General features: G+C 49.9%; 8 protein-coding genes and 1 riboswitch. Of the genes, 3 read left to right on the forward strand and 5 right to left on the reverse strand.

What is annotated here, in order from left to right:
* Window positions 1-39 precede the first annotated feature (39 nt).
* Together ribD and mscL are read right to left on the reverse strand one after the other, a co-directional pair.
* Complete coding sequence (gene ribD / locus NST99_RS22820; RefSeq protein WP_341094601.1) at window positions 40-1,140, reverse strand: bifunctional diaminohydroxyphosphoribosylaminopyrimidine deaminase/5-amino-6-(5-phosphoribosylamino)uracil reductase RibD; 1,101 nt, start codon at window positions 1,138-1,140, stop codon at window positions 40-42.
* Between the two features lie 223 nt (window positions 1,141-1,363).
* Window positions 1,364-1,533: riboswitch (FMN riboswitch) on the reverse strand.
* A 101-nt stretch (window positions 1,534-1,634) separates the two neighbouring features.
* Window positions 1,635-2,033, reverse strand: coding sequence for a large conductance mechanosensitive channel protein MscL (mscL, locus tag NST99_RS22825; RefSeq protein ID WP_341094602.1), 399 nt, complete (start codon window positions 2,031-2,033; stop codon window positions 1,635-1,637).
* A 193-nt stretch (window positions 2,034-2,226) separates the two neighbouring features.
* Between mscL and NST99_RS22830 the strand changes: the two genes are divergently transcribed.
* Both NST99_RS22830 and NST99_RS22835 read left to right on the forward strand, forming a co-directional pair.
* Window positions 2,227-3,591, forward strand: a complete 1,365-nt coding sequence (locus tag NST99_RS22830; protein WP_341094605.1) for an MBOAT family O-acyltransferase — start codon at window positions 2,227-2,229, stop codon at window positions 3,589-3,591.
* Between the two features lie 56 nt (window positions 3,592-3,647).
* Window positions 3,648-5,117, forward strand: a complete 1,470-nt coding sequence (locus tag NST99_RS22835) for a copper amine oxidase N-terminal domain-containing protein (protein WP_341094607.1) — start codon at window positions 3,648-3,650, stop codon at window positions 5,115-5,117.
* Between the two features lie 113 nt (window positions 5,118-5,230).
* On the opposite strand, the gene NST99_RS22840 is transcribed toward NST99_RS22835, so the two are convergent.
* On the reverse strand, window positions 5,231-8,734 hold the full coding sequence (locus NST99_RS22840) for a collagen binding domain-containing protein (protein WP_341094609.1): 3,504 nt from the start codon (window positions 8,732-8,734) through the stop codon (window positions 5,231-5,233).
* A 394-nt stretch (window positions 8,735-9,128) separates the two neighbouring features.
* Here NST99_RS22840 and NST99_RS22845 point away from each other — a divergent pair, with 394 nt between their 5' ends.
* Window positions 9,129-9,836, forward strand: a complete 708-nt coding sequence (locus tag NST99_RS22845; RefSeq protein ID WP_341094610.1) for a YwaF family protein — start codon at window positions 9,129-9,131, stop codon at window positions 9,834-9,836.
* Between the two features lie 191 nt (window positions 9,837-10,027).
* Here the strand turns inward: NST99_RS22845 and NST99_RS22850 are convergent, their stop codons facing one another.
* On the reverse strand, window positions 10,028-10,459 hold the full coding sequence (locus NST99_RS22850; protein WP_341094612.1) for a peptidylprolyl isomerase: 432 nt from the start codon (window positions 10,457-10,459) through the stop codon (window positions 10,028-10,030).
* Between the two features lie 141 nt (window positions 10,460-10,600).
* Window positions 10,601-11,935, reverse strand: coding sequence for a diaminopimelate decarboxylase (gene lysA / locus NST99_RS22855; protein WP_341094614.1), 1,335 nt, complete (start codon window positions 11,933-11,935; stop codon window positions 10,601-10,603).
* Between the last annotated feature and the right edge of the window lie 113 nt (window positions 11,936-12,048).

A 12,048-nucleotide genomic window follows, 5' to 3' on the forward strand; every position in this document is an offset into this window, starting at 1 on the left:
GCAAGCATATGCTTAAGCTTTGTTAGCAACTGCTATTACTTAGCGGATTGGAGTGCCGCTGATACACACATTATCCCCGAGCACTTCCACTTCCAATCCCTCAAGCGTGATGGCGTCCTTCATCAGCCCGACACCCGGGAATTCGAAAGTTCCGGCCGCTCCGGCCCCGCCGCCAACGATCTTGGGAGCGAAGAACAGCACCACGCGGTCAACCAGTCCGCTCTCCAGCATGGAGCCGTTTAGGGTGCCTCCACCTTCCAGCAGTATGGAGCCGATCTCCATCTCGCCCAGCTTAGTCATGGCACCTTGCAGATCCACGCGCGGCCCTGCGCCGCAGACGATGACTTGAACCCCTGCCGCCACAAGCGCCTCACGCTTGACCGGATCGGCAGCTTCTGTAGTCACGACAACTATAGGTGCCTGCCCGTCGGTAACAACGGCGGAGTCCAGCGGGATACGCAGCGAAGAATCGATCACGATCCGGACCGGGTTGAGTCCGGGTACCACCATTCTTGTGGTCAGCGAAGGATTATCGGCAATAACCGTATTGACGCCGACCATAATTCCCTGATGACGGTGACGCAGGGTATGTACTATCTCCCGTGCCTGCCCGTTAGATATCCACTTGCTGTCCCCGGTCCGGGTAGAGATTTTGCCATCAAGCGTACTGGCGCTCTTTAGCGTGACAAAAGGCTGCTTCGTCAGAATGTACTTGATGAACTTCTCGTTCAGCCGCAGAGCACGGCTGCGCAGCAGCCCCACTTCAACTTCGATCCCTTGTTCGCGCAGCATGGCTATGCCCCGGCCTGCTACCTGCGGATTGGGATCTTCACACGCCACCACTACACGAGCTACACCTTCATCAATCAGCCTTTGGCTGCAGGGCGGCGTCTTGCCGTAATGGCTGCACGGCTCAAGGGTCACATACGCAGTACTTCCCTGCGCCTTGCCGGCCGCCATATTCAGCGCATGCACCTCCGCATGCCCTGTTCCGCGCTGCAAATGAGTGCCGAGGCCGATCACCGCGCCGTCCTTCACTACAACACAGCCCACCACCGGGTTGACGCCTGTCTGTCCCTGTGCTCTTTCCGCCATATCCAGCGCCAGGGCCATATAAAACTGGTCGTTCATTGTATCCATGCCTTGCCTCCAATCCCATCGCCTTGTATTCATGCTTCCAGTCCAAAACAGAAAAACCCGTCTCAATCTCCAGGTGGAGTTCAAGACGGGTTATACGAGAGTTTACCGGCAGTCCAATAAAATGGTGCGTAAATAAACGCCACAAACATGGCATTGTGAAAGTTCGCACATAATATTCGAAAACACTGCAGTACGCCTGCCTATACAAAGCACAGAACGTCAATCTCTCCTTCTTCCATCCAGACTATACTGTCGGTCCCGGAATTGCACCGGGTCCACCGTCCGTATGCAACATACGAAGCGGGTAGCGGACTAAGCGCTGATACTGGCATTTCGGCCATATACAGCGGCATCACCGCCGGTAGGGAATTACACCCTGCCCTGAAGGATTGATATATTCAATTAAATTAATTTTTGCCTACAACAAAATTATCACTTAGCGGCAGGAAAAGCAAGTGCATTTAATATATTTACTTTATTTATGTAACTTACTTCTAGATTTCACTCTGTTTTTCCGCCCGCAGCAAATCGCGGATCTCTGTCAGCAGGGTAATTTCCGGATCTGGTGCCGGGGTCTCGACCACTTCGACTTTTACGACTTCCTTGCGTTTAAATTTGCCTACCAGCTTAATCACCAAAAAGATGGAGAAAGAAATAATAAAGAAATCTACCACTGCCTGCAGGAACAAGCCGTAGTTCACAGTTGCCTCCCGGAAAGTGAAGCTAAGCTTCTTCAAAGGGTCAATCCCTCCGCTAAGCATCCCCACCAGTGGCATAATAATGTCGGCGACCAGGGAGGTAACGATTTTACCGAAAGCTGCCCCGATGACGACAGCAACGGCTAGATCAAGCACATTTCCTTTCATGGCAAAACTTTTGAATTCCTTCCACATTGCCGATTCCCTCCAAAACTTCGAATTTAAACTATTATAGCATTTCCCCTGCGGATGACAATAAATCTCCGGCCTTGTTCTCACGGTCAGGAGAATTTTCTTAAGAAAATCATTAGATTTAGTGCCGGTAAGTCTTTAGAACTGAGTCTTAAAGTGATTGTTATACCAAATCTGTTGTAAACGAGGGGTCAAAATGTTATTTAATTCGTACATCTTTATGTTCGGCTTCCTGCCTATTGTGCTGGCCGGCTACTTTGCACTAAACCGCATCCGCCTGTTTAAGTACGCCAAGTTGTGGTTGGCGCTGTCCTCTCTGGTCTTCTATGGCTGGTGGAATATCCGCTACATCCCGCTAATCCTCTTATCCATTCTGTTCAACTACACGCTTGGCCGGTATTTACACAGCGGAAAATTCCGCCCCCCCACACTGCTTATCTTTGGCTTAAGCGCCAATCTCCTGCTGCTGGGTTACTACAAATATGCCGATTTTTTCATCACAAACTGGAATGGGCTGACGGGTTGGAATGCGGCTCCCCTTCACCTGCTGCTGCCGCTCGGGATCAGCTTTTTCACCTTTACCCAAATTGCCTATCTCGTCGACGCCTACCGGCATCAGGCACGTGAATACGGTCTCGTCAATTACATACTATTCGTTACCTTCTTCCCCCATCTGATTGCCGGTCCGATCCTTCACCACAAGGAGATGATGCCTCAGTTCGACAGACTGCGGGGCAAGCTCTGGAACTGGAACAATGTACTGAAGGGTACCCTGCTGTTCAGCATCGGCCTCGGAAAAAAAGTGATCATCGCGGATACCCTGGCCGGCTTTGCCAATAGCGGCTTTGCCTCCGCTGCTCACTTTGTGGACTCCTGGGTGGCTGTGCTGTCCTATACCCTCCAGCTTTACTTTGATTTCAGCGGGTACACGGATATGGCGATCGGCATTGCTCTGCTCTTCAATATTGTGCTGCCGCAAAATTTCAATGCTCCATATCGCGCCCTGAGTATCCGTGACTTCTGGAGACGCTGGCATATGACGCTCAGCCGCTTCCTTAGGGATTATATCTATATTCCGCTTGGAGGCAACCGCAAGGGCTTCTGGATCTCCATCCGCAATGTGATCATTACCTTTCTGCTTGGCGGATTATGGCATGGGGCAGGCTGGATGTTCGTACTCTGGGGTCTGCTGCACGGAGTCGGGCAAGCGGTAGAGAAGCTGTGGTCACGCCGGGGTACGCCATTGCCCAAGGGTATCGCATGGGTACTCACCTTTGCCTTCATTAATGTAACCTGGGTATTCTTCCGCGCGGAGAATCTTACTATAGCCCTTAGACTATTAAAAGGAATGAGCGGAATAAACGGTTTGGGAACCTTTGCAGCCAGCGGCTTAAAGTGGGCTATCGTCCTAATTGTTATCCTGCTTGGTGTGATCCTGCTGCGGCGCAAGACAGAAATTCAGGTGCGAAGCTGGAAGACGGTTATGGCCATGGCTCTGATCTTCGTCATTTCCTTGTTCTTCTTCAACCGAATCACTCCATTCCTGTATTTTAACTTCTAATCCAGTAAACGATACCGTCAAACACACTCACACTATTTGCTTAGGAGGTTCGAATGATGCCAGTACCCCATATTCAAATCACCAAAACCCCGGCACAGCCACGCGGCTTGCATGCCCGATCCAAAAAAATGATGACTTTATTCCTGCTGTTTCTGTTCTCGTTCGCAGCTCTCGCCGCTCTTCTTACCCTATTCCTGGATCCGCTGCAGTTCTATCATAAATCCTCATGGTATACCCCTGTTTTCTCACAGGAGGAACGTTACCAGAATCCCGGGCTGGCCAAAAATTATGATTACGACAATATTATTATCGGGACCTCCATGACCGAGAACTTTCTGCCTTCTCAAGTAGACAAAAACTTAGGCGGAACCACAATGAAGCTGTCGATGGAGGGATCGACTGTCGATGAGCACTATAAAATCGCCAAGCTTGCTCTGGAAACCGGCAAAGTGAAGCAGGTCCTCTGGGGGCTGGATTATTTCTCCCTGAAGCTGGAAACCACAAAAGCAGCAAAAGAATTCCCCGATTATCTGTACGACGGCAAGCTATGGACCGATTACAAATATTGGTTCAATTCCTCGGTATACAAACAGTTCTGGCGCAGCCTCAAAAGCTCGATTTCGGGTGAGTCCGGAAAAAATCTGGAATATCTGAACAATTGGAACCATGTAGTTAAGTTCGGCCGACAATATGTAACCAAAGCCTACCTGAAAGCCAGTGACAACGAAATATACTTCGGGCATAACGAGGAAAATATAGATCAGCTGAAGGCACATTTCAATACGTATATTCTGCCGCTGCTGAAGGAATATCCTGACGTGAAGTTCTACTTCTATTATCCTCCCTATAGCGTGATGCGGCAGGTTGCCTGGTATTCTGATAATCCCCTCCGCTTTAGCAATCAACTGGTGATGCGCAAATGGATGTACGAGCAATTCCGGCAGTTCGATAATGTGTCGCTTTATGATTTTCAGGCGGAATCGAAGTGGACGTTCAACCTTGATCTGTACAAGGATCTTAGCCATCACAGCGAAGAAGTGAACAGCTGGATTGCCGATGCCATCGGAGAGAAGAATCCGGATTATCTTGTAACGGATGATAACATCGGCGAGTTCAACAATAGGCTGCAGTCTCAGGCGGAAAGTGCCGTTACCAACCTCAGCGGGAACCTGTATCAGAGCAGCGTTCAGTTCGGTGGAGTGCAGCTGGGATATACCACCCGGCTGATCCAGGGGGACAAGGAGCTGTGGCTGACTGCCAAAGACCTTGGACCTGCCCTGGGGGCTAAAGTGGAATGGGATGGAGCCAGCAAAACAGTAAAGCTAACGTCCGGCGGGCACAGTATTGCAATGACTGTCGGCAGCAGTGAAGCGCTTGTGGACGGAAATAGCACAGTCCTGGAAGCCGCTCCGCTGCTCGTCGGAGGCAAAGCCTTGATCCCGCTCGCCTTCACCGCCGAACAATTAGGCTGGGAGGTCACCACCGATAAGAAGGGGACCTGGATACGCTACAGCCTTACTCCATAACTACAGTGGATTGTGTAATTCCAATAAACAAAGAGCACACGGCAGTTGATCGCCGTGTGCTCTTTGTTAGTGCTGCTATGGCAGGAAAGATGAATATCCAGCTGCCTCTGGTGCTATTCCTGCTTTCTGCGTCTAAATACCCGGCTCAGAATGAACCCTGTAAGAATCAATCCTACTCCTGCCAAATAGATTGGCAATGGACTATTCTCACCCGTCTGTGGCAGCTGGCCGCCCGAGCCGGTTACTGTCCCCGCCGGAATTTCATCATCCTCAACTTCCACTTCGCCAAGCGGGATGTCATCATCTATCGTTGTCACTTGTCCCGGAGTTGGTGAAGGTGTCGCTGACGGAGCAGGTGTAGCCTGTGCCGTCGCCCCCGGTCCCGCAGGAATCTGTGGTTCTTCGATAATCACAACAGGAGTTGGACTGCCGCCAGGTGCTACTGTCGGTATTGGTGTTGGTGATGGTGTTGGTGATGGTGTTGCTACAGTCGTCGGTACTGGTGTTGGACTGCCGCCAGGCGCTACTGTAGGTACTGGTGTTGGTTCTGTCGTTGGACCCGTTGTTGGTTCCGTTGTCGGGCCTATTGTTGGTACTGTTGTTGGCACTGTTGTCGGCACTGTTGTTGGTACTGTTGTTGGTGTCGACGTTGGTACCGGCACCTCCTCTGTATTGTATACAGTCAGCCCCACGCTCACCGACGAACCAATTGTGACCGGATACTCTTTGGAATCCAGCACATATCCTTTCGGAGCCGCCGTCTCAATCAATACATAGCTTCCGAGCCAAATATTGTTGAATGCCGCTTTGCCTGAAGTGTTGGTAGTCAGGGTATTGATCAGCACGCGTTCTGTTCCGTTCAGCCGGTAAAGCTCAAAAGTCGCCCCTTCCAGCGCCTTCTCCTTGTTTACGGCATCGAGCTTGGTGACGACCAAAGCTCCTCTGACACCACTTCCTGTGCCCGAGCCGCTGGATACTCCCACAATGACCTCTTTGGATGTATCCTTCTCGACCACTACAACATTGTTGCCGTTGAACTTCACGGTATTAAGCAGCTTATCGCCTGTATTCGCTACGATCAGCGACTTGTATTCCAGCATATAAGCTGTCTTGATATCCTTCAAGAAGCTGAGTTCAAAGCTCTGCTTTCCACTGGCATTCTGATTAATGTTAAGTGAATAATCAACATCCTTCACCAGTTCAGGTCCGCCTTTGGTCACTTCACCGTTCAATGATACAACGGTTGGATACAAATGGAAGGAATCCTGCAGCAGTATTTGATTAGAGCTGGGTTCGTCAATGATTTTTGCATTCTTCATGAACGACTGTGTCCTGTTGATCGCGATGCTCCAATCTACTTTATCGCCGCTTTGCAGGCCGTCTTTGTAGATATATTCACCACCGTGCGGGATTTTCAGGGAAGCAGTCAAGTCTTTCGATACCTGCTTGGTTCCATCCAGAAGTTTAGCCGTATTGGCCACGGTAGCGTCGATAAGCTGTCCTTCAAGAGATGTTTTAAATTCGATAATGTATGGCTCGCTGATGTTGCCGGCAAATTCTACTTTCAGCTCATTGCTGCCGCTGACAGCATAGGTATACGCCGATGCACTAAGCTCGGAACCTTTTGTATAGTCACCTTTTGTGTCGAGGCTCATGTTGTAAACCTTAAGCGAACCTGGAACTAACGTTTGGCCTGCAGTCAGCACATCGGTTACCACAGGATCGGCAATCGCTTTGCCATTGTAGTTCGCACCCACAGTCCAGGTAATTTCTTTGGCGGTTGCATTGTAAACACCGGATTTGAACCCGTTGTTCTTCACCTCAGAACGTGGAATGAACTTTCCAAATGCTGCAGTTGACTGATTCTGTTCAGCACTGTCCATCCAATCAATCTGTGCTTTATTAATAAAATCATTAGTGCTTCCAGTCAGCCAGTCATTGCTGAACAAGGTGGTGTAATTGATGGTATGAAACCCGGATATCGGTGAATGAAACTTCACTGTGAATCCGGCGTTCGGCTGTACTGGTGAATCATAGATTAACGTGTACTTGGAAGGGCTCACGACCAGCCAGTTTTCATCCCTTACAAGCAGCGAACCGGGAACCAATTTCTGACCGCCATCCGGAAAGCTGTCTTTCACAACGACATGGCTCATCGGGTAATTATCGCCGTTAAGCGTAATTTTCCAATCTGTCGTTTTATTCTTGTAATCTACACCCGATAACGTCTTATAGATAACGGCTGGCCGGACAAGCTGTTTTGCATCATAAGTATACGTGCTGTCCGTAACTGAATTGATCACCGTCGTTTCTTTGATCACACGGTCTTTGGCCTTGATTTTATATTCAATACGGTGCGGTGCGGATACGTCGTTTGTGAACTGCAGCTTAAAGCCCTTTTTACCGGCAGCAGTAATAGGAGAAACAGTAAAGTCCACATTCTCATTCAGGGCTGGGCCTTTTGTCGCTACAGCCGCAGAATCCAGGGTTACCGGATAAACCTTAACCGAACCGGATACAAGCTCATGCGAAGCATCGAATAAATCCGATAAGACAGCATTGGCCTGCGGGATATTTTTGCCATTGTAGTTATATTCTATTGCCCAGGAAATCACCTGATTTCCCCATTCATAGCCGGTTGAGAATTTTTTAAGTGTTCCACCGCGCTCAACAGTTACCGTTGCCGAGGAGCTGACCGGATCGCGCCCATCCCCAGTAAACGTCGCTGTATTGGTGAAAATTCTTTTATTCTCCACAGCTATAGGTGTGGTGTATGCAATGCGGTAGGCACTGCCGATTACAGGATCGGTGAAGTGAACGATAAGCTTGCCGTCCAGTATTTCCGCAGAATATTTGCTGCTGTCAAGCAGTGCCCCTTGTGACACTGTGCCGTCAAGCTGGACCGCCAGCCCGTAAACTGCAAGTGTGGCCGTGCTGTCCAAGGACAACCCTGCCGGAATAGGGTCGGTTACTGTAGCGTTTGCTACCTTTTCCAGCTTCTTGTTCACATCAACTGTCCACTGAATGCTGGTCGCATTGTAGCCGCTGGAGCTGCCGTGCTTGTCGATGGTCGAGCCGATCTCAGGCTTGAAGTTCACGATAACCTTCTGCGTCCCGCCATTTATAGGGAATAGGATTTCCTCTATCCCAGTGCCGGGAATTTTCTGTTTATCAAACTTCGTATTGACCCGGAGTGTTCCCTGCACATTGTCATGACTCTCAATATAGCTGTTAAAGGTCATCACTACCTGATGCGTGGACTTTCTGACCGTGAAGCTGCCTACTTCCCCGTCATCCGAGACCAATGCGCCGCTGATGTCGTTAAACAGCTGGAATTGCTCAGGAAGCAGGAACGTAAAGGTGTCACCTGCTGCGTACCCATGTCCGTTCGGAAGCGCCCAGGTGTAATCCAGACTGACCGTGGAATTGACATCATACACATTGTCCGTAACGGTCTGGCCGTCAGGTCCATACACAGCCATAGAGACGCTGGTAATAATATTCCTTTCAGTCTCAATCCCAGCTGCCGTAGCCTGCGAGGTGAATCCAATACCATAGGCATACTGCACAAAAAGCATAATGATCATAATGGACAAACTAAATTTCTTCTTCAACATTCCCTGGAAGCCCCCGTTTCTGATTTGATATTGGGATAATTATCCCTCTTGCAGCATATTCCTTCTCTGTCTATTCATGCTTGATTTTCGGAACAGCCTCTAAAACCCGGTACAAAAAAATGGCAGCCGACCTACACCATGACACTCAAAAGCCTCAAGCCAGTTATGTATTCCGGTTTTCCTGCATCCATCTTATGTGACATCGCAGAAATCTCTTCCTTTTCTGTGCGGCTTGAGCATTATATACTTATATCACCTAAGTATAGATCTCTAGAATCAGAAAATGTTAAAATTCCGAATATTTATTTTTGTTAAAATAACCCGCGGGTTCCAAGGAGAGAATTCTGTGAACTTCGGCTCATTTTTTACACGGCAGCATGAGACTGATTTCAGTATGTTTTCACCGTCACACTGGGTTGCACTGGCTGTTGTGACCTTAGCTTGCCTGCTGCTGTTCTGGTCGCGTTTTGCGCTCCGTACCCGTCCATCACTCCGCCGGTTTGTGAAACTGCTGCTAGTATTTATCCTGCTTTTTTCTGAAGCCGGACTGCATGTATGGTACTTTTCGCAGGGGATCTGGAAGAAGGAGTCCTCGCTGCCGCTGGAGTTATGCGGGATTACATTGCTCTTGTCCGTCATTATGCTGCTTACCCGCAGCCGGAGGCTCTATTCCTTTCTCTACTTTGCCGGCATTGGCGGAGCTTTCATCGCCCTGCTGACGCCTAATCTGGTGTATCCTTATCCCCATTTCCGCTTTCTGCTGTTTTTTACGGCCCATGGCGCGATTATCCTGGCCTCTCTCTACATGACCTGGGTCGAAGGGTATAGGCCAACCTGGCGCTCGCTTTTCTTCACCATGCTCTGCCTGAATGTGGTCGCTGCCTGTGTCTATGCCGCAAATTCATTGCTGGGATCGAACTATATGTTCCTGGCGCATAAACCCGGCACCTTTTCCATACTGGATTATTTCGGCCCTTACCCTTACTACCTGCTGGTGGAAGAAGGGTTTGCCTTTATTCTTTTTCTGCTGATGTATCTGATCTTTTTCAGACTGCCGCAGCGTTCCGCTCTCCGGGACCGCCGCAGAAGCCGGACCCTTTGAAGCGGTGCACCAAGTGGAAACGGATACCATCCTCATAAGGACGGTATCCGTTTCCGCGAGAAATAGAAGGATAATTCATCGCGTGAAGCTTATAAATTGTTATATTTGCACAAAAGCACCCGGCTGGGATCCCAGCCGGGTGCTTTATGAATAGCCGTAAAGGGCGTATGACGCGCCTTAGTTCATTTGAATTAAGCTTCGATAATTTCCACCGAAGTCATTTTGTCGCGGCCCTGGAAAGAGTCAACATAGTCCATGCCTTCGATGACTTTACCGAATACAGTGTGTACTCCGTCGAGGTGAGGCTGCGGTGCATAGCAGATGTAGAACTGGCTTCCGCCAGTGTTCTTGCCGGCATGCGCCATAGCCAGCGTTCCGCGCTCATGCTTGTTCGGGTTGATTTCGCAGTTGATCGTATAGCCTGGACCACCGGAGCCTGAACCGTTAGGACAGCCGCCTTGTGCTACGAAACCAGGGATAACGCGGTGGAAGACCAGACCGTTGTAGAAACCGTCTTTTGCCAGCTTCTCAAAGTTGGCTACAGTGTTTGGAGCATCCTGATCGAACAAGTCGATCAGCACTACGCCGCCGTTTTCAAGTGTAATTTTCGCTTGCTTTGCCATATGTAAATGACCCCTTTCGAAATAACAGATGTAGAACACTTTTCTTAGTTTACTATGAAACCACGCACAAAGCAAAGCAAGCGGGAGTCACTCCCGCTTGCTCCAATTATTTCAGACACTAAGCCTTGCGGTGATGAGGTCCTACTTCGCAACAGCCTGCTTGGCGATGCGCTCCGGCACAATATCATTGGCGGTAATGTCCTGATGACTCTCGCGGCGTACCACTAGATCGCTCTGTCCGTTCTGTACAAAAACGACGGCCGGACGGCGAATCCGGTTATAGTTGCTGGCCATGGAATAGTTATACGCACCGGTGCAGGCTACGGCAAGCAGATCACCGCTCTCTACCTTCGGAAGCTCCACGTCCCAGATCAGCATATCGCCGCTCTCGCAGCATTTGCCCGCGATCGAGACTGTTTCTTCATTGGATTCCGTGGCACGGTTGGCAAGCAACGCCTCGTATTTGGATTCATACAGTGCAGGACGCGGGTTATCGGTCATCCCGCCGTCAACGGCGACATATTTGCGGACCCCCGGAATTTCCTTGTTGGTTCCTACCGTGTACAACGTCGTACCTGCATCCCCAACAATGCTGCGGCCCGGCTCTACCCAGATTTGCGGCAGTTTGCCGCCAATTCCTGCGAAATGCGTCTTCACCGCATCTGTAATTGCCGCTACATATTCGGATACCAACAGTGGTGTATCACCTTCCACATAACGGATGCCGAAGCCGCCGCCGAGATTGACGACAGGGAAATCAATGGCAAGCTCTTCCTTCACCTTGCGGGTGAAATCAGCGATCCGCTCCACCGCAAGCTGGAAACCTTCCGTTTCAAAAATTTGCGAGCCGATATGTGAATGCACACCCAACAGCTGCAAATTGGCCTTATCTGAAGCCTGACTTACCGCTTCTTGAGCGGAACCATTGCCAATGTCAAAACCGAACTTCGAATCAGTCTGGCCTGTAGAAGCATACGCATGATGGGCATGAGCTTCTACCCCTGGCGTAACGCGAAGCAGGATGTTCACCTTCACTTCCTTGCGTGAGGCAATGCTCTGCAGCAGAGTGAGTTCAACCAGATTATCCACTACGAAGCAGCCGATCCCGGCATCAATCGCCATCTCAATTTCATCAGGCGTTTTGTTGTTGCCGTGGAAGTGGATACGCTCTGCAGGAAAACCCGCTTGCAGCGCTGTGTACAGCTCCCCGTCCGACACCACATCAAGTGACAACCCTTCTTCATCCACCAACCGGCACATCGCCATCACGGAGAAGGCTTTGCTGGCATAGGCCACCTGAAACTCAAGACCGGAGGCCGTAAACGCATCCATGTACTCGCGGCAGCGGCGCCGGACCAGTTGCTCGTCCATTATATATAGCGGGGTTCCATATTCCGCTTTCAATTCCGTCACATCACATCCGCCGATCTCCAAATGTCCGGCATCATTAATTCGGCTCGTCCCGTGTAAAAACATTACTCAGTCCTCCAATTTCTGTGGAATGTCTTGTTCCACCCTGTCTATTGTATGTTATTATGCCCTACAGAGTTCCTGAAAGATAGCTATTGAGCAGAAACTCCGCTTTTTAA

Source organism: Paenibacillus sp. FSL L8-0470 (assembly GCF_038008625.1).
In the GTDB taxonomy this organism is placed as follows: Bacteria; Bacillota; Bacilli; order Paenibacillales; family Paenibacillaceae; genus Paenibacillus_AQ.

Bases quoted from the DNA above. Each gene is read 5' to 3' on its own strand.
- ribD (WP_341094601.1), bottom strand. From the start codon at position 1,140: ATGGATACAATGAACGACCAGTTTTATATGGCCCTGGCGCTGGATATG.
- mscL (WP_341094602.1), bottom strand. From the start codon at position 2,033: ATGTGGAAGGAATTCAAAAGTTTTGCCATGAAAGGAAATGTGCTTGAT.
- NST99_RS22830 (WP_341094605.1), top strand. From the start codon at position 2,227: ATGTTATTTAATTCGTACATCTTTATGTTCGGCTTCCTGCCTATTGTG.
- NST99_RS22835 (WP_341094607.1), top strand. From the start codon at position 3,648: ATGCCAGTACCCCATATTCAAATCACCAAAACCCCGGCACAGCCACGC.
- NST99_RS22840 (WP_341094609.1), bottom strand. From the start codon at position 8,734: ATGTTGAAGAAGAAATTTAGTTTGTCCATTATGATCATTATGCTTTTT.
- NST99_RS22845 (WP_341094610.1), top strand. From the start codon at position 9,129: ATGTTTTCACCGTCACACTGGGTTGCACTGGCTGTTGTGACCTTAGCT.
- NST99_RS22850 (WP_341094612.1), bottom strand. From the start codon at position 10,459: ATGGCAAAGCAAGCGAAAATTACACTTGAAAACGGCGGCGTAGTGCTG.
- lysA (WP_341094614.1), bottom strand. From the start codon at position 11,935: ATGTTTTTACACGGGACGAGCCGAATTAATGATGCCGGACATTTGGAG.